The following is a 19,074-nucleotide window of genomic DNA, read 5'->3' as shown; positions in this document are numbered from 1 at the left end:
ATGAGAATGAGCGGTGAGGGAGCCCCTCGCGCGGATCCGGACGCCCTGCTTGCCGCCGCTGAACGTGAGGCGCGCGGCAAGCTGCGCATCTTTCTCGGCGCTGCCCCGGGGGTCGGCAAGACCTATGCGATGCTTTCCGCCGCCCGCGCCGCCCAAGCGGGCGGCCGCGATGTCGTGGTCGGCCTTGTCGAGACCCATGGCCGCGCCGAGACCGAGGCGCTGACCGCCGGGCTGGAAATGCTGCCGCGCAAGGGCATGGCCTATCGCGGCCGTCTGGTGCCGGAATTCGATCTCGAAGCGGCGCTGGCCCGGCGGCCGGGGCTGCTGCTGGTCGACGAGTATGCCCACTCGAACGTCGAGGGCTCGCGCCATCCCAAGCGCTGGCAGGATGTGCAGGACCTGCTCGCCGCCGGCATCGACGTGTGGACGACACTGAACATCCAGCATGTCGAGAGCCTCAACGACGTGGTGCAGCGCATCACCGGCGTGCGGGTGCGCGAGACCGTGCCGGACGCGGCGCTGAGCAAGGCGAACGAGCTCATCCTCGTCGACCTTCCTTCCGACGAGCTGCTGAAGCGGCTGGCGGACGGCAAGGTCTATGTCGAGGATACCGCTACCCGTGCGGTGCAGAGCTTCTTCAAGCCGAGCAACCTGACCGCCCTGCGCGAACTCGCCCTGCGCCGGGTGGCGGCGCAGGTCGACAGCGATCTGGTCGAGCGCATGCAGGGCGCGGCGATCGAGGGGCCGTGGGCGGCGGGCGAGCGGCTGCTGGTCTGTGTCGGGCCGGATATGGCGGCAGAGAGGGTGGTGCGCGAGGCCAAACGCCTCGCCGACCTGATGGACGCCGCCTGGTTCGCGGTGACGGTGGAGCGCCCCGGCCATGTGATGGCGAGCCTCGACCGGCAGAAGCTGGATGCCGGCCTGCGTCTCGCCGAAAGCCTCGGCGCCGAGGTGCGTTCGCTGGTGGCGGCGGATGTGGCGGCCGAAGTGCTGCGCTTCGCCCGGTTCGAGAATGTCACCCAGATCATCATCGGCAAGGCCCGGCGCCGCTGGCCGCTCAGTGCCCTGAGACGGCCGCTGTCGGACGCGCTGGTGCGCGGCTCCGCTGGCATCGCCATCCATGTCGTCACCGCCGAGGCGGGGGAGGCGCGTACCGGCTGGCGCTCCCGGCTGGCGCCGGCCGGCCCACTGGCCGGCTATGTCACCGCCGGGCTGGGCGTGGCGGCGGCGACGCTGCTCGGCCTGGTGGTGACCCGCTTCGTCGCTTTGCCCAATGTCTCCATGCTCTATCTGCTCGCCGTGCTGCTGCCGGCGCTGCTGCATGGCGTGTGGCCAGCTATCCTCGCCTCAGGGCTGTCCTTCCTCGCCTATAATTTCTTCTTCATCGACCCGGTGGAAACCTTCACCATCGCCCGCCCCCACGAATTGCTGGCGCTGCTGGTGTTCCTCATCGTGGCGGTGATCATCTCGACCATTGCCGGCCGGGCCCGCGAGCAGGCGCGGCTCGCTGCGCAGCGCATGCGGGCGACACGGCGGCTCTATGATTTCACCCGCAAGCTCGCGGCGCTGCCGGACCGGAATTCGGTGGCAGAGGCGGCCGTGGTGGAACTGCACGCCGCGCTCGGGCGGGCCAGCGTCCTCCTGCTGGCGCAGGAGGGCGCGCTCGCGCTGACGGCCGCCTGGCCACCGGAAGACCGGCTCGACACCGCCTCGATGACGGCGGCCGGCTGGGCCTTCGACCATGGCGAGGCGGCAGGCGCGGGCACCGGCACCCTGCCGCGCGCGCCCTGGCTTTTTCTGCCATTGGGTGGGGGTGAGCGTGGCGCGCGCATCGGCGTCGTCGGCATCGAGCATGACGGCATTGCGCCGCTCGATACCGAGAGCGCGGGCCTTCTCGGCACGCTGGCCGAGCAGACGGCGGCGGCGCTGCTGCGCACCCTGCTCTCGGCCGAGGTGACGCGGGTGCGGACCGCCGCCGAGACCGAGCGGGTGCGCAACATCCTGCTGGCGTCCATCAGCCATGATTTCCGCACCCCGCTCGCCTCCATCCTCGGCGCGGCGACCAGCCTGCTCGATTATGGACCCGGCATTCCCGAGCCGGCGCGCCGCGACCTGCTGGTGCAGATGCGCGAGGAGGCCGAGAACCTCGACCTGATGGTGCGCAACCTGCTCTCGATGACACGGCTGGAGGCCGGCGCGCTCGACATACGGCGCGACTGGGTGGACGTGGTGGAACTGATGAACCGGGCCGTCGCCACGGTGAAGAAGCGCGGCGCGCGCCAGCGCTTCGTCGTCACCAGCGCCCCCGGCCTGCCGCTGATCGAGGCCGATCCGAGCCTGATGGACCAGGCACTCGGCAATGTCGTCGCCAATGCCGTGCGCTATGCCGGTGCCGGCGCGCGCATCCGCCTCTCCGCCACGGTGATCGACGGTCAGATGGTGATCGCGGTCACCGATGACGGGCCGGGCATTCCGGCCGAGACGCTGCCGCATGTGTTCGAGAAGTTCGTGCGCGCCCCGCGCGGTGCGGGCGATGGCGGCGACGGCTCTGGGCTCGGGCTTGCCATCACCCGTGGTATCGTCGAGGCCCATGGGGGATCGGTCGCGGCGCGCAGCCCCGCGCCGGGCCAGACCAACGGTGCCCGCATCGCGCTGCGGCTGCCGCTGTCCCCGCAGGCCGCGACGCCGGAGGATGAGGCATGAGCGCGGGCACCGTGCTTGTTGTGGACGACGAGCCGGCGATCCACCGCTTCATGGCGCCGGCGCTGGCGGCCAATGGTTATGAGGCGCTGCGGGCCGACACCGGCGCGCAGGCGCTCGCGCTGGTGGCCAATCGCCAGCCGGACGTGGTGATTCTCGACCTCGGCCTGCCCGACATGGACGGCAAGGAGGTGATCCGCCGCCTGCGCGAATGGACGCCCGTTCCCATCCTCGTGCTCTCCGCCCGCGACCGCGAGGTGGAGAAGATCGAGGCACTCGACCTCGGCGCCGACGATTTCATCAACAAGCCCTTCGGCATGGGCGAGCTGATGGCGCGCCTGCGCGCCGCGCTGCGCCACCGGATGCAGGACAAGGGCGAGACGCCGGTGCTGCGGCTGGGAGTGGTGGAGATCGACATTCCGCGCCATCGGGTGCTGCGCGCGGGCGAGGAGATCAAGCTCACGCCCAAGGAATTCGAACTGGTGGCCTTTCTCTCGCGCCATGCCGGCAAGGTGCTGACCCATCGCCACATATTGCGCGCGGTGTGGGGCCCGGCACATGAGCATGACACGCAGTATCTGCGGGTCTATGTCGGCCAGCTCCGCGCCAAGCTGGAGACTGACCCGGCCAATCCCACGCTGATCATCACCGAGCCGGGGGTCGGCTACCGGGCAGGAGAGTAACCTGCCCGGCGCATTCGCTACGCCTCGATGTCGATGTCGCGGGTTTCGCTGCCGAGCAGCAGCGCGATGAGGGTGAGGCCCGCCATCGCTGAGAGGTAGATGCCGACCCAGAACGGGCTGCCCCCGCCCCACGACCACAGCGCGATGGCGATGAAGGGTGCGACCGCCGCGCCGAGGATGGACGAGACGTTATAGGCGATGCCCGAGCCGGTGTAGCGCACATTGGCCGGGAACAGTTCCGGCAGCAGAGCGCCCATCGGGCCGAAGGTCATGCCCATCAGGCTGAAGCCGAGAATGAGCCAGGCCATCACCCCGACCGGACCGGCGGCGAGCATCGGCACCCAGGTCAGGCCGAAGACGATGATGGCGAGCGTCACCGCGATCAGCGTCCGGCGGCGGCCCCAGCGCTCCGCCCAGGGGCCCGAGAGCAGGGTGAAGATGCCGAAGAACACGACACCGATGATCATCATCAGCACGAAGGTCGTGTAGTCGTAGCCAAGCCCGGGCAGGGCGGCACCGGTGCCGGCGCGGCCATAGCTGAGCGAGAAGGTGGTCATCAGGTAGAACAGCACATAGGTCGCCAGCATGTAGAACGTGCCGAGCACCAGCTGGCGGAAATGGGTGCGGAACACCAAGGCCAGCGGCAGCTTGTGCACCTTGCCGTCCGTCACCGTCTTCTTGAAGGCCGTGCTCTCCACCAGGTGCAGCCGCACCCACAGGCCGACTGCCACCATGACGATGGAAAACAGGAAGGGAATGCGCCAGCCCCATTCCAGGAACGCATTCGACGGGCGCGTCGGGTCGTCCGAGGGCAGCGCGGCCGCAATGATGAGGAACAGGCCATTGGCGAGGATGAAGCCGAGCGGCGCGCCAAGCTGCGGGAAGGTGCCGTAGACCGCGCGCTTGCCGGGCGGGGCGTTCTCGGTCGCGACCAGCGCGGCGCCGCTCCATTCGCCGCCGAGCGCGAAACCCTGCGCGAGGCGCATCACCACCAGGAGGGCCGGGGCGAACCAGCCGACCTGGTGGAAGGTCGGCAGCAGGCCGATGAGGAAGGTGGCGATGCCCATGGTGAGCAGGGCGCCGACCAGTGTCACCTTGCGCCCGCGCTTGTCGCCGAGATGGCCGAAGAATATGGCGCCGAGCGGGCGTGCCACCATGGCGGCGCCGAAGATGGCGAAGGAGGCCAGCAGCGCCGTCGTGTCATTGCCGGGCGGGAAGAACAGATGCGGAAACACCAGCACGGCCGCGGTGGCGTAGACGTAGAAGTCATAGAACTCGATGGTGGTGCCGATCAGGCTCGCCAAAATGACGCGCGAGCGGGGATTGGCGACGGCACCGGCATGCCCGGCGGCTGACGTGAACGACATGAAGGCACTCCGCAACGGCAGCCGGTTGCGCGCCCTCATGGCACGGCCGGTCTAATGTCGGAGGCGCTTTTAGAGCATCGGGTCCGGAAAAGCACCGGGGGCGCCACAGTTTCGTGGCAATGGCTGCCCCCGTGCCGTGCGCGGTCAGCCCGGCGGATCGACCTTCACGCCCTCCGGCCCGACTTCGATCTGCAGCGAGTTCTGGTCCCGCTCATAGGCTTGATAGGCGAAGAAGCCGGCCACGCCCGCTAGCACGATGACGGCGACGATCAGGACATTTCGATTCATGGTTTTCCCCGTTTGCCTCGGCTTGACCGCCACGTGCGGAAAGGCTGAGCGGTAACAGAACGCGGCACGGGTGGATCGGGTTCCGCCCATGCCGCGCCCAACCGTCCGGGGTGTTCAGGGAATCAGACGGCGATAGACCTCGGGGCGTCGGTCCGGGACATGGGTGTTGATCGCCCGCGCCGCCTTCAGCTGCGCGGGGTCGAGATCGGCGAAGAGAAGTTCCTCACTATCGCCGGCCATCGCCAGATTGAGGCCATGGGGATCGCCGACGCAGCTCAGCCCCATATAGTCGAGCGCGCCCTCAACCCCGCAGCGATTGGCATAGGCGACGAAAAGCTCGTTCTCGAAGGCACGCGCCGGCACGACGACATGCGATACGGCGTCATAGGGCTTCATGTTGGCGGTCGGCACCAGAACAAGGTCGGCCCCCGCCAGCGCCAGCGCCCGCACGGCTTCCGGGAACTCGACGTCGTAGCAGATGAGCATGCCGACCCTGTAACCGGCGAAGGAGACTGCCTCCGCCGAGCCCTCGCCGGGCGCGAACATCGCCCGGTCGAGTTCGCCGAATAGATGGGTCTTGCGGAAGTTCAGCAGCGGCGCGCCATCCTTGCCGATCAGCAGGCAGGAATTATAGATCGCGCCGCCTTCGCCCAATTCGGGATAGCCGTAGCAGAGCCCGATGCCGTGGGCGCGGGCGATCTCGCCGGCCCGGCGGGCGCTTGGCCCCTCCGCCGGCTCGGCCTTCGCCAGCGCCGCCTCCCGGCCGATATTGTAGCCGGTGAGGAACATTTCCGGCGCCAGCAAGAGGTCCGCGCCTCCCGCAGCCGCCTCGGCAGCGGCCGTATCGAGGCGGTCGAGATTGGCGGCGGGTTCGTTCGACGGGTCGCCGGCCGTCTGCAACAGGGCTAGCCGCATCAGGAACCCTTCCGTGCCTTGTGCGCCGTCACCGCCATGCAGAAGATCTCGAACAGAACCTGCGCCGCCGCATGGGCGGTGTTGGAGGTGGCGTCATATTGCGGCGCGATTTCCACCACGTCGCCGCCGATCACATCGAGCCCGTTCAGCCCGCGCAGCAGTTCCAGCACCTCGCGCGAGGTGAGGCCGCCGATCTCAGGCGTGCCGGTGCCGGGGGCAAAGGCGGGGTCGAGGCTGTCGACGTCGAAGGAGACATAGACCGGGCCGTCGCCGAGCACCTGTTTCGCCTTGGCGATGATGGCGGGCACGCCCATGCCGGTGACCTCCTCGGCGTGGATCACGGTCATGCCGCTCTCATAGGAGAACTCCCACAGGAATTCCGCCCCGCCGCGAATGCCGATCTGGATGGTGCGAGTGGGGTCGAGCACACCGTCCAGCACTGCGGTGCGGAAGGGGCCACCATGGTGGAACTTGGCGCCCTCATAGGTGCCAGACGTGTCGCAATGGGCGTCGATGTGCAGCATTCCCACCGGGCGCGTCTCGCCCACCGCCTTGAGGATGGAGCCAGTGATCGAATGATCGCCGCCGACCGAGAGCGGGATGACGCCGGCCGCGACGATCTTCTTGTAGAAGGCCTCGATGTCCTCATGGCAGGAATCGAGGCTGAAGCGCGAGCGGAACGGCACGTCGCCGATATCCGCCACCTTCGCCTCGGCGGCGGGCACCATGTTCAGCACGTGCTCATAGGGCCCGATGCGTTCGATGGCGCGCACGGCGCGCGGGCCGAGCCGGGCGCCGGCGCGGTTGGTGACGCCGAGATCCATCGGCACGCCGATAAGCGCCATGTCGAGCCCGCCGAAATCGGCCTGTTCCTGCACGTCCGGGCGATAGGGGGCGTCAAGCAATGTAGCGGCGCCGGCCCAGGGCCAGACGCGCTTTTCGCCATCTTTGAACTGCATCTCGGCGACGCGCTTGAAGGTTTCGTCATAAACGACCCCGCCGCCGACGCCGGCATATTTCGCCCGCAGCTTGTCGAGCTTTTCCTGATCGGACATTCGTGCCTCTTTGGGAGCCTTGTGGCTTCTGGAAGTCCGGTCAGGCTAGCGGGTGCCGGCACCACGGGGAAAGGGGGCACGTGCCTTTCCCCTGCCGGATGCCGCCGAGGTGTGGCGCGGCGGGCTCAGCGGATGTTCAATAAGAGTTCTGCCACCGCCTCCGGCGCGCTGAGAAAGGGCGAGTGGCCGGTGTCGAGCTGATGCACTTTTGCCCCGGGCACGGCCGCCTGCATTTCCCGCTGCACGGCGAGCGGCAGGCCGCGATCCCTGAGACATTCGATATAGTGCCGGCGCAGCGTGCCGAAGCGGTGCGGGGTGATCGCCGAGACGGTGGCGAAGGGCGCGTGCGGGGTGAGGCGCACGAGATTGGGCAAGGCGCGGTCGATATCGTGCTCGGTGCAGTCGGAATAGAGCGAGCGGGCGATGAGGTCACGGCGGGCGAGGTCGAGGCCCAGCCCGTCCTTGCCGAGCCGCAGCATGCCCTGCGTCTCCACGATGGCGGGGTCCTTGAGATAGGTCGGCGTCATGACGAAATCGCGGGCGCTCTTGCCGTGCGGCGCCATGAAGCCGGTGAGATAGACCAGCGCCTCGATACGCTCGGGCATTTCCTCGCCGAGCCATGTGCAGGTCGCCCCGCCGACGGAATGGCCGACGAGAATCGCCTTGCCCTCGATGTCCTCCAGCGCCGCGCGCACCGGGGCGGCGTAGATCGCGATATCGGTGACGGCGGCGGTGGGGGTGGGGTCGAAGCCATGGCTGGCGAGGTCGGGGGCGATCACGGCATGGCCGGCGGCACCGAGAAGATTGGCCACCTTCTGGAAGCAGCCGCCCCAGTGCCAGGAGCCGTGGATGAGAATGAAGGTGGCCATGGCGTTTCCTCCGAAAATCCGTGGCGCGTGGTAGCGGCCGGCACGTGCCGCGTCCAGCGTGGCATGCCAGACGTCGCGAACAACCCGACCGAAGTTGCGCTTTGCCGGGGCGCGGCGGCAGGGTACATTTTTCCCATGGCGCTGCGTTGAGCACAGGGCGCCGCAGGGACCGCTCATATGGCCTATCGCACCGTCGCCGGATCGCAGACTTACGCCTTCGCCGACCTGAAGGATTTGATGGCGAAGGCGACGCCGTTGCGCTCCGGTGACATGCTGGCCGGCGTCGCCGCCGCCACGGCCGAGGAGAATGTGGCGGCGCGCATGTGCCTCGCCGACGTGCCACTGAGAGCCTTTCTCAACGAGGCGCTGGTGCCCTATGAGGAAGACGAGGTCACGCGCCTCATCATCGACAGCCATGACGCGCTGGCCTTCCGGACGCTCTCGCACATGACGGTCGGCGATTTCCGCGACTTCCTGCTCTCCGGTGTCGCCACCAGCGAGGTTCTGGCCGCCATTGCCCCCGGCGTGACGCCGGAGATGGCGGCGGCGGTGTCCAAGCTGATGCGCAACCAGGATCTGATCGCGGTCGCCAAAAAATGCCGCGTGGTGACAAGGTTCCGCAACACGATCGGCCTGCCCGGCACCATGGCGGTGCGGCTCCAGCCCAACCACCCCACAGACGACCCGGCGGGCGTCACCGCCTCGATCCTCGACGGGCTGCTCTATGGCTGCGGCGACGCGGTGATCGGCATCAACCCGGCCTCCGACAGCGTGCCGGTGCTGAGCGAACTGCTCAAGCTGATCGACGGCATCATCCAGCGTTTCGAGATTCCGACCCAGGCCTGCGTGCTCACCCATGTCACCACCTCGACCGAGGTGATCAACCGCGGCGTGCCGGTCGATCTGGTGTTCCAGTCGGTGGCGGGCACGCAGAAGGCGAACGCCTCCTTCGGCATCGATCTCGCCACGCTTAAAGAAGGGCGCGAGGCAGCGCTGTCGCTTAAGCGCGGCACGCTCGGCGACAATGTGATGTATTTCGAGACCGGGCAGGGCTCGGCGCTCTCCGCCAACGCCCATTACGGTGTCGACCAGCAGACGCTGGAGGCGCGCGCCTACGCCGTGTGCCGGCCGTTCAAGCCGCTTCTGGTGAACACGGTGGTCGGCTTCATCGGGCCGGAATATCTCTATGACGGCAAGCAGATCATCCGCGCCGGACTGGAAGACCATTTCTGCGGCAAGCTGATGGGCGTGCCGCTCGGCTGTGACGTCTGCTACACCAACCATGCCGAGGCCGACCAGGACGACATGGACACGCTGATGACGCTGCTCGGCGCGGCGGGGGTCACCTACATCATGGGCATTCCGGGCTCCGACGACGTGATGCTGAACTACCAGTCGACCTCGTTCCACGACCAGCTCTATCTGCGTCAGGTGCTCGGCCTGAAGCGGGCGCCGGAATTCGAGGCGTGGCTGCAGCGCATGGGCATCACTGAGCCGGACGGCAGCTTGAGGAAGCAGCACGGGATTCACCCGCTGCTCGCCGCTTCGCCGGAGCTGGCGGCATGAGCGACGCGGCGACGGACGGCGATCGCCCGGCCGATTCTGTGAGCGAACCTGCGGTGATCGAGGATAGCTGGCGCCGGCTGGCCGGCGTCACGCCCGCGCGCATCGCCTTGGGGCGGGCGGGCACGGGCATGCCGACACGGGAGGTGCTGCGCTTCGCGCTCGCCCATGCGCAGGCGCGCGATGCGGTGCATCTCCCCTTCGAGTCGGCCCGCATGGCAGGCGATATCGCGGCGCTGGGCTTCGAGACGCTCGAACTGGCCTCCGCCGCCCCGGCGCGCGATGCCTATCTACGCCGCCCCGATCTCGGGCGCCGGCTGTCGGAGGAAAGCCGGGCGCTGCTGGCGTCGCGGGCCGGGGCTCCGGTGGATGTCGCCCTCGTCGTTGCCGACGGGCTGTCCTCCACTGCGATCCATGCGCAGGCGGTGCCGTTCCTCACCGCCTTCAAGGCGCGGATCGCCGAGGCGGGCTGGAGCGTCGGGCCGGTGTGCATCGCCAGCCAGGCGCGCGTGGCGCTTGGGGACGAAGTGGGCGAAGCGCTGAGGGCCAGCGCCTGCGTGGTGCTGATCGGCGAGCGGCCGGGCCTGTCCTCACCGGACAGCCTCGGCCTCTACCTCACCTTCGCCCCGCGCGCCGGGCGCTCGGATGCCGAGCGCAACTGCATTTCCAATGTGCGCGGCGAGGGGCTTTCGCACGAGCTAGCCGCCTTCAAGCTCGCCTGGCTGCTGAAGGAGGCGCTGGCGCGGCAGCTCACCGGCGTGAGCCTGAAGGATGAGAGTGACCTTCTGCTCGTCGGCGGCCGGCCGCCGCCGGCACGGATCGGTTAGCGATATCAACGTGTTATGCGCCGAGCCGATCCGGCAGGTTGAGCAGGAGGCGCGGCGCGCGGCATTATTTCTTGCGACCGAATTCGTCGTCGAGCCAGTTGTCGGCTGCCGCCATCCGCTTGAAGATGAAGGGCACGGCGCGCAGGCGGTTAACCACCGGCCCCTTCTCCCAGACATCGCCATGCTCGAAACCCATCATGATGGTGTAGCGCGGCAAAGTGAGGAAGGGCAGGCGCATCCGCTCCGACTTCACCACCACGAACTCCATGTGGAGCGAAGGGGCGGCGAGATAGTAGAGGCCTTCCGAAGGCTCGTACTTCGCTGACAGCTTCGGGGCCACCGCCGGTGTGCCGGAGCGGATGAGGGCGAGGTCGGCTTCCGTGAAGGGCAGGCGCTTGAGATCGCGGGCGGTGGCCAGCATCTCGTTCGGGGTCATTCGGGTCGCCATGTCGCCTCGTGCATCGTCGCCTCATACCAAGGGATGAGACGCCTATCTGCCGCAAAGCGGCGGCAGGGGGAAGACCTAGCGACCGGGCTAGTTGGCGGTATCGCCCTCTTCCACGTCCGATGCCGCGCCCTTGTAGGGATCGGCGAGGGCGGCATTGGGCTCGCTGACCGGGATCTTACCGCCCGAGGTCATGGCCGCCAGCTTCTGCGGGCCGGAGCGGCGCAGAATGTCGCGGAAGCTCGGATGCATGCCGCCATCGATATAGGTGGCGTTGGCCGGCGGACGTGCGGCCGCCAGAACGGCGATGCTCTGCTCGTCCTGCATCTGCTTGTTCGTCGCCGCCATCAGCGCGGCATCGGCCACCGGCAGCGGGCAGGGGGCGAGCGGATCGGCCATCGGCTGCGCCGGCTGGGTGCCTGATGTGAATCGATAGCGGCCACCACAGGCCGACACATTCGGCGGCACGCGGGTGACGGCGAACAGGTCGGTGCCTTCCTTCAGGTTGCGCCAATAGGGCATGTTCGGGTTGGCACGGTGTTCGGCCATATTGGCCGGCGTCATGCGGAAGGGCAGGGATTGCACCTGGAAGCCGGGCTGGCCGGCCGCCAGCGCCTCGCGCGCCAGGGCATAGACTTCCCCGACGCCGTCATTGGTCATGGCATAGCAGCCGGCGGAGGTGCAGGCGCCATGCACCATCAGCGCGCTGCCGCTATAGCCGAGCGCCTGTTCCAGCGCGTTGGGATAGCCGAGATTGAAGGAGAGATAGTATTGCGAACGCGGGTTCAGCTGGCCGCGCGAGATGGTGTAGAAGCCTTCCGGCGCCTGGCGGTCGCCCTCACGGGTCTTGGGGCCGAGCTTTCCCGACCAGCGGCAGAGCGGGTAGGTCTTGAGCAGGGCGTAGCGCCCGGAGCTGGTGCGCTTCCACACTTCCAGCTCGCTTTCCTGCTTGTAGATCCGCACCATGATCGGATCGTCAGGGCTCATGCCCTTGGCCGCCATCTCCTGCATCAGCTTTTGCGGGATTGGGATCGAGCCGCGATCATCGCCATCCATCGACGCGCAACCGGCGAGGACGATGGCGAGGCAGAACAGCAAGGCGGTGCGCAACAGGTTCATGTCAGCTCGGCTAGCGTCGCAACAAGGCGGATCGACGGCGGGCGCGCGGCGAGGGGCGCCCAGGCCGCCGGACACCCCCGATTAATGCCGTCATGGTTTCCAGACCGTTAGGACGCCACGCCTTCGCGAGGCTGTGACCGCGCTGCGCATCACGCGGCGTGCCGGCACTCGACCGTGACGTGCTTCAGTTCGTGCACCGGCGCCAGACGCGCGCGGATGGCGTCGCAGGTCAGGCCGAGCGGGGCCACCACGCTGATGATGGCGGCATGCGAATCGGGCCCGATCCGCCAGACATGAAGATCGGCGATGCGGACATCGCCCGGCCCCTCGACGACTTCCGTCACCTCGCCAGCGAGCTGGCTGTCGGTCTGGTCGAGCAGGACGGCCGAGGTGTCGCGCATCAGGCTCCAGGCCCAGCGGGCGATGACGAGGCCGCCGACGATACCCATGACAGGGTCGAGCCACACCCAGCCAAGCGCGCCCCCGGCAAGCAGAGCGACGATGGCGAGCACGGAGGTGAGTGCATCGGCCAGCACATGCAGATAGGCGCCGCGCAGATTATTGTCCTGGCCGCGTGCCGCGCCCGGATGGGCTTCGCCATGGTGCGGATGATCGTGATGTGGATGGTCATGATGCGGGTGGTCATCATCATGCGGCGTGTGCGCGTGGGCCTTGTGGTGATGGGAATGCCCATGCCCATGCGAATGACCGCCCCCCAGCAGGAAGGCGCTGACCAGATTGACCCCGAGGCCGAGCACGGCCACCAAGGTGGCATCGCCGAACGCCACTTCCACAGGCTCATACAGGCGCAACACCGATTCGAAGGCCATGACGGCGGCAACGATGCCGAGGATGGCCGCCGAGGCGAAGCCGGCGAGATCGCCCACCTTGCCGGTGCCGAAACTGAACCGGGCATCCCCGGCGTGCCGGCGGGCATAGCCATAGGCGAGGGCGGCGATGCCCAGCGCGCCGGCATGGGTGGCCATGTGGAAGCCATCGGCCAGCAACGCCATTGAGCCGGTATAGAAGCCCGCGGCAATCTCGCCGACCATCATGACCGCGGTCAGGAGCGCAACGAGGAGGGTGCGCCGCGAACTCTCGTCATGACTGGCACTGAGGAACACGTGCGGGTGGGTGAAGGCCTGCGTATCCGGCAACGGGTTCATGTGCGTGACCTATTTGGAGTAGCGGCGGATGGCGTCCATCAGTTCGCGCGCGCCCTCGGCCCGAGCGTCGGGCGAGAGGTCGGGATCGGCGACATGGGAGTGCAGGTGCTCCTCGACGATCTTCTCCATCAGGCCGCTGATGGCGCCCTTGGTGGCGGCGACGAGGTGCAGCAGGGCCGTGCAGTCCGCGCCACCGGCGAGGCCGCGCTCGATCGCCGCCACCTGCCCGGCGATACGCTGGACACGGGCGAGCAAGGCGGGATTGGGTGTTGAGAGATGCGACATAACATAGGGGGGTACCCTATATGCCGCGTGCGCGCAAGAAGCCGGTCCGCGCCCCGCCAGTCGAGCGAGGGCGCCGGGCACCCTTCCGATCGTGGATCGCCGCCCATGTGTCGTGACGGGAGCGCTGTTCCGCCGACCGGGCGGTTCAGAGTTCGCCCAGCGGAAGCTGCAGCTTGAGGTCGAGATCACCCTCTTCGAACCCGAAATGCAGACGTAGCTCGGCCATCTTCTCCTCCAGCCGCATCAGCGCGAGGCCGAGCCGCTCGGTTTCTTCCTCGGTCAGCGTGCCGCCTTCCACCCGGCGGATCGCCTGGCGTTCCACCACCTGTCGCACCGTTTCCACCAGCATCAGCACAAGCTTGACGAGGCCCTGCTCGACTTTTTCGGGATCGATGTCGATACGGCCACGCAGCGCGTTTTCGAGGGTTTCGGCCGTGCACGGCGCGTTCATTCGCGGCCTCCAGTCAGGTCGGGATCGGAGAAGGAATAGGGCGGCCAGGGGCCGGTGACAGTGATGCCGAGATCGGGCCTCAGACGTTGGAGCGCGCCGACATCGTCGAGAAAGGCGGAGGCGCTGCGGCGCTGGACAAGGAAGGAGGCCCGCAGATCCGGCTGCGAGGGCGAGCGGGCCCAGAGCAGCCGGGAGGCGGCATGGGTGGTGAGCGTGTCATGGGGGAATGCGGCGCTGGAGCCCGGCCAGCCGCGCTCGCGGCGGACCAGAGTGCGAAGATGCGAGGTGCCGGGACCGGGTCCCGCGAGGTTGGAGCTTGGGTCCGGGTCGGGCAGTTCGGGCAGGCCCGCCACCCGCAGCGCGAACTCGACGCAATGGCGCACCCGGTCGAGCTGGGCGCACAGTTCGGCATGGTGGCGTGCGAGCAGCCGCAGGCAGGCGGCGCTGTCCTCCACCACGGTTCCGAACCGGAGCGGAAGCACCGGCGGGCCCTCCATAAGCGCGGCAACCACCTCCTGATGGCGCCAGATTTGCGACGGCTCGGGCGCAATCGTGGCATCGGCCGCCTCGCTGACGGCGCAGGCGAGCCCGTGCGATTCCACGAAGAGCGGCGACGCCCCGCCAATGCCGGGCGGAAGCCGCTTCTGTGGCAGCGGTGATTCCAGGATGGCGTAGAGGTACAGCATGGGCGTAGCCCTAGTCGGCGTTAGGGTGCCGCTCGTCCGGCGCGGCGTTGGCCGCCTCGCGCATCCGATTGACGGTGTCAGTCGAGGTCAGAAGGAGTTTGAGGCCGAGATAGACGAGATCGACGCCGGCTACCGAGATCGTCGCCTCGCCCCAAACCACGAGCCCCTTGTGCAGGGCGCGGTCGAGAAGATCGGCAACGGCAATCTCGCCGGAATGGCGCGACGGCATGGGGGGAAGTTCAGACAAGCCCGCCTCCGGTGAAATTATAGGCGGCCCAGGGGCCGGTCAGCACATAGCGGGCACCAACAGCCGCATAGGCCGTCTCAAGTTCCAACAGGCACGCCCGCCATGCCGCCTCCGTCTCCGCCGCAACGAGATAGGCGCCGTTCAGCCCCATCGTCCCGGCATGTCCGTGCAGTTCAGGCGGCTGCAGAGGGTTGGCGACCGCCGCGCGTGCATGAGCGGCGAGGCGGCGATGACTGGCCGCCACGCAGTTGTCGAGGGCGGCCTCGGCGGCGGCGCGGAATTCCTGCTCCTCCTTCTTGCGACGGAAGAACGCCAGGCCAGAGCCGGCGCCGACAGGTTCGGCGGTTCGGACGGGCCGGGTGGGGGACTCGAAGAACAGTTTCACCCCCCATTCCCGCGCGCCGCGCAAACGGGCGACCGTGGCTTCCAGCACCTCGCGCTGGGTGGCGAGGGCGTCGGCAAGGGAGGCTTCCCCGGCGAATAGGGAGCAGAATTTCAGCGGCAGCACGGTGGCCACCGGCAGGAGGGAGGAGACCACGCGCTGATGGTCGAGAATGCGGGCGCGTGTCCAGTCGGCATCATTGAGCTGCGCCTGCAGCGCCTCCTTGCCGAAGACGCTGTCCGGCACCGCACTTGCCACGGCGCCGAGCGGACCCGCCGCGAAATGCTGCACCGCCACGCCGGGAAGGATGCCGTCCTCCGGCAGGAGCGAACTCGCTCCGGCCGCGCAGTCGGCCGTGATGGCATAGACATAAAGCATGCTCACCTCCCGCCTGCGCGCCGCGCAGACCCTTTCCCCGGGACCATGTGTCCCTCACGACCGCTTGCGGCGGTTCTTCTATCGGCACGGCCAGCACCGCCTTGCCGCAGCAGTGCCGGACGCTCGTCACTCCGTCAGGAGCGCGTCCAGCCGGCGCAGCGACACCGGCGCGTACTCGCCTTCCAGCACCCGATAGGCGTCGGAAAGCGTGACGAAGCGGGCCGTCTCTTCGGCCATCGCCGGGGCGTCCACCTCGTCGTCGTCGCCGATCACCGGGACAAGATCGGGGTGGGTCTCGCGCGCCGCCCGGCGATAGGCCGCCTTGACGGTCTCGGCGCTGGCGCCCGGCTCCACCCCAAGGGCGATGCGTGCCCCACAGACTTTCGCCGCCGGCGCCAGATGGACCTGTACCGACGCGAAGCTGTAGGGCGGCAACGGACCGACAAGCCGAAAGGTGAGGGTGCCGTCGAATTCAGCGTCGAGCGCCTCCAGCGCCGCCTCCAGCGCCGCATCCGCCGTGCGATCGATCAGCAGCGCCAGATTCGCGACGCCGCCGGGCTCGGTCGGTTCGCTGATGGCGAAATCCCGCGTTACCGCCTGCAACTCCTCGACCACCCGGGCCCGCACCCGGCGCCGCTCGGCCGCGACGAGGCCGGCAAGCACGACGCCGAGCGCCTGCCGTTCAATCTCGTCGTCGCCGGCGGCGGCGTGCCGCAACTCCGGGGCGACGCCGGGGAGCAGCCGCGCCACCACTGTGTCGAGGTGCCATAGGACCGAGAGATTCATCTCGATGCCCTCGCCGACCGCTTGAAAGCCCTGGCCGAGAACAGCGGCGCCGGCATCCAGCATGTGGCGGACGCGGCCCTCGTCTTCCACCACCGTGCCCAGGGCGACGGGGAGTACCGGGGCGCTGGCCAGCAGCCGCTCCATCACCTTCTGGCTGGCGAGCAGCCAGGGCAGCAGAGCGCTCCGCTCCCGCCCCTTGAGCCCCCCATCCGGCGCCGCGCCGACGACGGCGGCGAGAGATCCGGCGGCGATCGATCGCAGCCCCGGCGGCAGTCCTTCCCCATCGGCAAGGATCGCGGGATCGAACCTGGCGGCGGGCACCACGGCGAAGACGAGAAGGTCGGTCATGCAGCACGTTCCCTCTTCATGGCGATCAGGGCATCGGCGAAATCGCGCGGCGTCACCCGGAGAGTGGCGGCGCCGGTGTCCCCCTCGACCGGGACGTCGCGCATCACCACGTCGCGGATGGCGGCGACGCCGGCATGGCGGCACAGCGCCTCGATTTCCGCGCCCACCATGCCATCGGTCGCCACGGCCAAGGCGGCGAGATCGACCTCCGGCGCCAGCGGCATCCGGCCGGCATGGACGTCGAGAATGGCGCGGCGGCCGGCCAGATCCGGCGCGTGGAACTCGACCAGAAAGTCGAAGCGGCCGGGGCGCAGCAAGGCGGCGTCGATCTGGTCGAGACGGTTGGTGGCGGCCAGGACGGTGACGCCGCGCAGATCCTCGATGCCGTCGATCTCGGTGAGCAGTTGCGCCACCACCCGGTCGGTGAGGGCGCCGCCCGTGCCGCCGCGATTGGGGGTGAGGGTGTCGATCTCGTCGAAGAAGATGATGCAGGGAGCAGTCTGGCGTGCCTTGCGGAATACCTCGCGCACGCCGCGCTCGGATTCGCCTGCCCACATGGACAGAAGCTGCGGGCCTTTCACGGCGATGAAGTTGGCGCCGCTCTCGCCGGCCAGGGCCTTGGCCAGCAAGGTTTTGCCGGTGCCCGGGCCACCATAGAACAGGATGCCCTTGGGCGGCTGGATGCCGGCTGCGGCATAGAGGGCGGCGTGGCGGGTCGGCCATTCCACCGCCTCCACCAGCAGTTGCTTGATGTCGTCGAGCCCGCCGACATCGGACCATCGCTTATGGGAGGCTTGGGTGACGATCTCGCGCAGCGCGCTCGGCTGGGTGCCGGCCTGGGCAGCGACGAAATCTTCCGCCGTCACCACAAGGGCGGCGAGCTTCTCGTCCGACACCCGGCCATCGGCGAAGTTAATGTCAGGGATCAGCCGCCGCAGCGCGCTCATCGCCGCCTCGCGGCAGAGGGCCGCCAGGTCCGCGCCGACGAAGCCCGGCGTGCGGAAGGCCAGCCGGCCCAGGTCGACATCGCCGGCGAGCGGCATGCCGCGCGTGTGGATCTCCAGAATTTCGCGGCGCCCGTTCTCATCCGGCACGCCGACGATGATCTCGCGGTCGAACCGGCCCGGCCGCCGCAGGGCGGGGTCGATGGCATTGGGAATGTTGGTAGCGGCGATGACGATGACCTGCCCACGCGACTGCAGACCGTCCATCAACCCCAGAAGCTGAGCCACCACCCGACGCTCGACCTGGCGGTCGCCGCTCATCTCCTCGCGCTTGGGGGCGATGGCATCGAGCTCATCGATGAAGACAATGGACGGGGCGTTTTTCTCCGCCTCGTCGAACATGCGGCGCAGCTGGGCCTCGCTCGCCCCATACATCTTGTCGATGATCTCGGGGCCGTTGACGTGGATGAAATGAACATTGGCCTCGCGGGCCACGGCACGGGCGATCAAGGTTTTGCCGGTGCCGGGCGGCCCGCACAGAAGCACGCCCTTCGGCGGGTCGATGCCCAGATGCTGGAACACTTCCGGGTGCTTCAGCGGCAGCTCGATCATCTCGCGGATGCGGCGCACCTCCTTGGACAGCCCGCCCACATCCTCATAGGTGACGGCATTGCCTTCGGCGGTTCCATCGAGGCACCGCAACTGCGTGTCCGGGCCGATCATCACCGGCCCCGGCGGATCGGAGCTGTCGACGGTGAATTCGCGGGTCTGGGCGCCCACCAGCGAGGTGCGGACCCGGTCGCCGGCCAGCATGGGGATGCCGTCCAGCAGCCGCGTCAGGGTGCGTGCATCCGGGGGGCGGGCTCGCGCGCCGACCTGGCTCAAGGTGACGGCGCGTGCCTGCGCCACCGTGGCCGGGTGGAGCGTCACCTGCTCGTCCAGGCTGGCGCCGGCATTGACGCGGGCGAGCCCGTCCATCTGCACCAGGCTCTGGCGCCGCATCCCGGCATGGGCGGGCATCACCCGCGCCACCGTGGTGCGGCGGCCGATGATAGACACCACGTCGCCCACCTCCACGCCGAGCCGCGCCATGTCCTCGGGATCGAGGCGGATCAGCCCGCGGCCGACATCGCGCGTGGGCGCTTCGCAGACCCGGAAGCTGGCCGGGGCGGGTTCATCCACCATGACGCGCCTCCTCCCCGGCGAGGGACGGTTCCAGCGCGGCTTCCGCCGGCAGCACAGGCGGGACGACAGCCGCCTCCAGCCGGTCCAGCCGCTCGCGCAGCAGCTTGTTCTCGTCCGCCAGTTCCCGCGCATGGGAATTGAGATGAGGGTCGCTCTGCCACCAGTTGATGCCCATCGACATCGCACGGTCGACTGAAGCCACCACGAGGCGCAGGCGTATGTTCAGCAGTTCCACCTCGACCAGCGAAATGGTGATGTCGCCGGCGATCACGATGCCCTTGTCCAGCACGCGCTCGAGAATGTCCGCCAGCCCCACGGCCTGAAGGGAATGCTCCATCCGCTGTTCGTTCATCTCGGTCCACTCCCCTTCCACACGCCAAAGCGG

General features: G+C 68.5%; 20 protein-coding genes. 4 read left to right on the top strand and 16 right to left on the bottom strand.

What is annotated here, in order from left to right:
* The first annotated feature begins 6 nt into the window (after positions 1–6).
* Positions 7–2,703 (top strand): DUF4118 domain-containing protein, encoded by a 2,697-nt coding sequence (locus tag J2S76_RS02700; RefSeq protein ID WP_307057268.1) that lies wholly within the window; start codon positions 7–9, stop codon positions 2,701–2,703.
* Positions 2,700–3,383 (top strand): response regulator, encoded by a 684-nt coding sequence (locus tag J2S76_RS02695; protein ID WP_307057267.1) that lies wholly within the window; start codon positions 2,700–2,702, stop codon positions 3,381–3,383. The genes J2S76_RS02700 and J2S76_RS02695 overlap by 4 nt, the downstream gene beginning before the upstream one ends.
* A 17-nt stretch (positions 3,384–3,400) precedes the next feature.
* Here J2S76_RS02695 and J2S76_RS02690 read toward each other — a convergent pair whose 3' ends face one another.
* From J2S76_RS02690 to J2S76_RS02670, 5 genes are all read right to left on the bottom strand, one after another.
* On the bottom strand, positions 3,401–4,750 hold the full coding sequence (locus J2S76_RS02690; RefSeq protein WP_307057265.1) for an MFS transporter: 1,350 nt from the start codon (positions 4,748–4,750) through the stop codon (positions 3,401–3,403).
* Between the two features lie 144 nt (positions 4,751–4,894).
* On the bottom strand, positions 4,895–5,038 hold the full coding sequence (locus J2S76_RS02685) for a hypothetical protein (RefSeq protein WP_307057263.1): 144 nt from the start codon (positions 5,036–5,038) through the stop codon (positions 4,895–4,897).
* A 114-nt stretch (positions 5,039–5,152) separates the two neighbouring features.
* A complete protein-coding gene (locus J2S76_RS02680) occupies positions 5,153–5,953 on the bottom strand; it encodes a carbon-nitrogen hydrolase family protein (RefSeq protein ID WP_307057260.1) in 801 nt (266 codons plus the stop codon).
* Positions 5,953–7,008, bottom strand: coding sequence for an agmatinase (gene speB, locus J2S76_RS02675; RefSeq protein ID WP_307057258.1), 1,056 nt, complete (start codon positions 7,006–7,008; stop codon positions 5,953–5,955). The genes J2S76_RS02680 and speB overlap by 1 nt, the downstream gene beginning before the upstream one ends.
* Positions 7,009–7,133: 125 nt before the next feature.
* Positions 7,134–7,877, bottom strand: a complete 744-nt coding sequence (locus J2S76_RS02670; protein WP_307057257.1) for an alpha/beta fold hydrolase — start codon at positions 7,875–7,877, stop codon at positions 7,134–7,136.
* A 177-nt stretch (positions 7,878–8,054) separates the two neighbouring features.
* Between J2S76_RS02670 and J2S76_RS02665 the strand changes: the two genes are divergently transcribed.
* Together J2S76_RS02665 and eutC are read left to right on the top strand one after the other, a co-directional pair.
* Positions 8,055–9,443, top strand: coding sequence for an ethanolamine ammonia-lyase subunit EutB (locus J2S76_RS02665; RefSeq protein WP_307057256.1), 1,389 nt, complete (start codon positions 8,055–8,057; stop codon positions 9,441–9,443).
* A complete protein-coding gene (eutC, locus tag J2S76_RS02660; RefSeq protein WP_307057254.1) occupies positions 9,440–10,267 on the top strand; it encodes an ethanolamine ammonia-lyase subunit EutC in 828 nt (275 codons plus the stop codon). The genes J2S76_RS02665 and eutC overlap by 4 nt, the downstream gene beginning before the upstream one ends.
* 64 nt (positions 10,268–10,331) lie before the next feature.
* Here eutC and J2S76_RS02655 read toward each other — a convergent pair whose 3' ends face one another.
* The 11 genes from J2S76_RS02655 to J2S76_RS02605 form a co-directional block, all read right to left on the bottom strand.
* Positions 10,332–10,715 carry a hypothetical protein gene (locus tag J2S76_RS02655; protein WP_307057253.1) on the bottom strand — a complete coding sequence of 128 codons (384 nt, stop codon included), beginning with the start codon at positions 10,713–10,715 and terminating at the stop codon, positions 10,332–10,334.
* Positions 10,716–10,802: 87 nt separating this feature from the next.
* A complete protein-coding gene (locus tag J2S76_RS02650; protein WP_307057251.1) occupies positions 10,803–11,831 on the bottom strand; it encodes a L,D-transpeptidase family protein in 1,029 nt (342 codons plus the stop codon).
* Positions 11,832–11,980: 149 nt separating this feature from the next.
* Complete coding sequence (gene dmeF, locus J2S76_RS02645) at positions 11,981–12,997, bottom strand: CDF family Co(II)/Ni(II) efflux transporter DmeF (RefSeq protein ID WP_307057249.1); 1,017 nt, start codon at positions 12,995–12,997, stop codon at positions 11,981–11,983.
* Between the two features lie 9 nt (positions 12,998–13,006).
* A complete protein-coding gene (locus J2S76_RS02640) occupies positions 13,007–13,282 on the bottom strand; it encodes a metal/formaldehyde-sensitive transcriptional repressor (protein ID WP_126277679.1) in 276 nt (91 codons plus the stop codon).
* A gap of 145 nt (positions 13,283–13,427) precedes the next feature.
* On the bottom strand, positions 13,428–13,733 hold the full coding sequence (locus tag J2S76_RS02635; RefSeq protein ID WP_307057246.1) for a gas vesicle protein K: 306 nt from the start codon (positions 13,731–13,733) through the stop codon (positions 13,428–13,430).
* A complete protein-coding gene (locus J2S76_RS02630; protein WP_307057244.1) occupies positions 13,730–14,419 on the bottom strand; it encodes a GvpL/GvpF family gas vesicle protein in 690 nt (229 codons plus the stop codon). Before J2S76_RS02630 ends, J2S76_RS02635 begins: the two co-directional genes overlap by 4 nt.
* Before the next feature lie 10 nt (positions 14,420–14,429).
* Entirely contained in the window at positions 14,430–14,666 is a 237-nt protein-coding gene (locus J2S76_RS02625; protein ID WP_307057242.1) for a gas vesicle protein, read from the bottom strand.
* The gene (locus J2S76_RS02620) at positions 14,659–15,426 is read right to left on the bottom strand and encodes a GvpL/GvpF family gas vesicle protein (protein ID WP_307057240.1); all 768 of its coding nucleotides are present in this window, start codon (positions 15,424–15,426) and stop codon (positions 14,659–14,661) included. The genes J2S76_RS02625 and J2S76_RS02620 overlap by 8 nt, the downstream gene beginning before the upstream one ends.
* Positions 15,427–15,552: 126 nt before the next feature.
* Positions 15,553–16,560: a GvpL/GvpF family gas vesicle protein gene (locus J2S76_RS02615; RefSeq protein ID WP_307057238.1), complete on the bottom strand. Its 1,008-nt coding sequence runs from the start codon at positions 16,558–16,560 to the stop codon at positions 15,553–15,555.
* Positions 16,557–18,689, bottom strand: coding sequence for a CDC48 family AAA ATPase (locus J2S76_RS02610; RefSeq protein ID WP_307057235.1), 2,133 nt, complete (start codon positions 18,687–18,689; stop codon positions 16,557–16,559). The genes J2S76_RS02615 and J2S76_RS02610 overlap by 4 nt, the downstream gene beginning before the upstream one ends.
* Positions 18,679–19,041 carry a gas vesicle protein gene (locus J2S76_RS02605; protein WP_307057232.1) on the bottom strand — a complete coding sequence of 121 codons (363 nt, stop codon included), beginning with the start codon at positions 19,039–19,041 and terminating at the stop codon, positions 18,679–18,681. Before J2S76_RS02605 ends, J2S76_RS02610 begins: the two co-directional genes overlap by 11 nt.
* Positions 19,042–19,074 lie beyond the last annotated feature (33 nt).

It is taken from the genome of Ancylobacter vacuolatus (assembly GCF_030813595.1).
In the GTDB taxonomy this organism is placed as follows: Bacteria; Pseudomonadota; Alphaproteobacteria; order Rhizobiales; family Xanthobacteraceae; genus Ancylobacter; species Ancylobacter vacuolatus.
The sequence above is the reverse complement of the archived record's forward strand: the minus strand, read 5'-3'. Positions and strand labels throughout refer to the sequence as shown.

Excerpts from the sequence above, each read along its gene's own strand:
- J2S76_RS02695 (WP_307057267.1), top strand. The coding sequence starts at position 2,700 with ATGAGCGCGGGCACCGTGCTTGTTGTGGACGACGAGCCGGCGATCCAC.
- J2S76_RS02650 (WP_307057251.1), bottom strand. The coding sequence starts at position 11,831 with ATGAACCTGTTGCGCACCGCCTTGCTGTTCTGCCTCGCCATCGTCCTC.
- J2S76_RS02700 (WP_307057268.1), top strand. The coding sequence starts at position 7 with ATGAGCGGTGAGGGAGCCCCTCGCGCGGATCCGGACGCCCTGCTTGCC.
- J2S76_RS02630 (WP_307057244.1), bottom strand. The coding sequence starts at position 14,419 with ATGCTGTACCTCTACGCCATCCTGGAATCACCGCTGCCACAGAAGCGG.
- speB (WP_307057258.1), bottom strand. The coding sequence starts at position 7,008 with ATGTCCGATCAGGAAAAGCTCGACAAGCTGCGGGCGAAATATGCCGGC.
- J2S76_RS02605 (WP_307057232.1), bottom strand. The coding sequence starts at position 19,041 with ATGAACGAACAGCGGATGGAGCATTCCCTTCAGGCCGTGGGGCTGGCG.
- dmeF (WP_307057249.1), bottom strand. The coding sequence starts at position 12,997 with ATGAACCCGTTGCCGGATACGCAGGCCTTCACCCACCCGCACGTGTTC.
- J2S76_RS02680 (WP_307057260.1), bottom strand. The coding sequence starts at position 5,953 with ATGCGGCTAGCCCTGTTGCAGACGGCCGGCGACCCGTCGAACGAACCC.
- J2S76_RS02670 (WP_307057257.1), bottom strand. The coding sequence starts at position 7,877 with ATGGCCACCTTCATTCTCATCCACGGCTCCTGGCACTGGGGCGGCTGC.
- J2S76_RS02690 (WP_307057265.1), bottom strand. The coding sequence starts at position 4,750 with ATGTCGTTCACGTCAGCCGCCGGGCATGCCGGTGCCGTCGCCAATCCC.
- J2S76_RS02655 (WP_307057253.1), bottom strand. The coding sequence starts at position 10,715 with ATGGCGACCCGAATGACCCCGAACGAGATGCTGGCCACCGCCCGCGAT.
- J2S76_RS02665 (WP_307057256.1), top strand. The coding sequence starts at position 8,055 with ATGGCCTATCGCACCGTCGCCGGATCGCAGACTTACGCCTTCGCCGAC.
- J2S76_RS02615 (WP_307057238.1), bottom strand. The coding sequence starts at position 16,560 with ATGACCGACCTTCTCGTCTTCGCCGTGGTGCCCGCCGCCAGGTTCGAT.
- J2S76_RS02640 (WP_126277679.1), bottom strand. The coding sequence starts at position 13,282 with ATGTCGCATCTCTCAACACCCAATCCCGCCTTGCTCGCCCGTGTCCAG.
- J2S76_RS02610 (WP_307057235.1), bottom strand. The coding sequence starts at position 18,689 with ATGGTGGATGAACCCGCCCCGGCCAGCTTCCGGGTCTGCGAAGCGCCC.
- J2S76_RS02620 (WP_307057240.1), bottom strand. The coding sequence starts at position 15,426 with ATGCTTTATGTCTATGCCATCACGGCCGACTGCGCGGCCGGAGCGAGT.
- J2S76_RS02685 (WP_307057263.1), bottom strand. The coding sequence starts at position 5,038 with ATGAATCGAAATGTCCTGATCGTCGCCGTCATCGTGCTAGCGGGCGTG.
- J2S76_RS02635 (WP_307057246.1), bottom strand. The coding sequence starts at position 13,733 with ATGAACGCGCCGTGCACGGCCGAAACCCTCGAAAACGCGCTGCGTGGC.
- eutC (WP_307057254.1), top strand. The coding sequence starts at position 9,440 with ATGAGCGACGCGGCGACGGACGGCGATCGCCCGGCCGATTCTGTGAGC.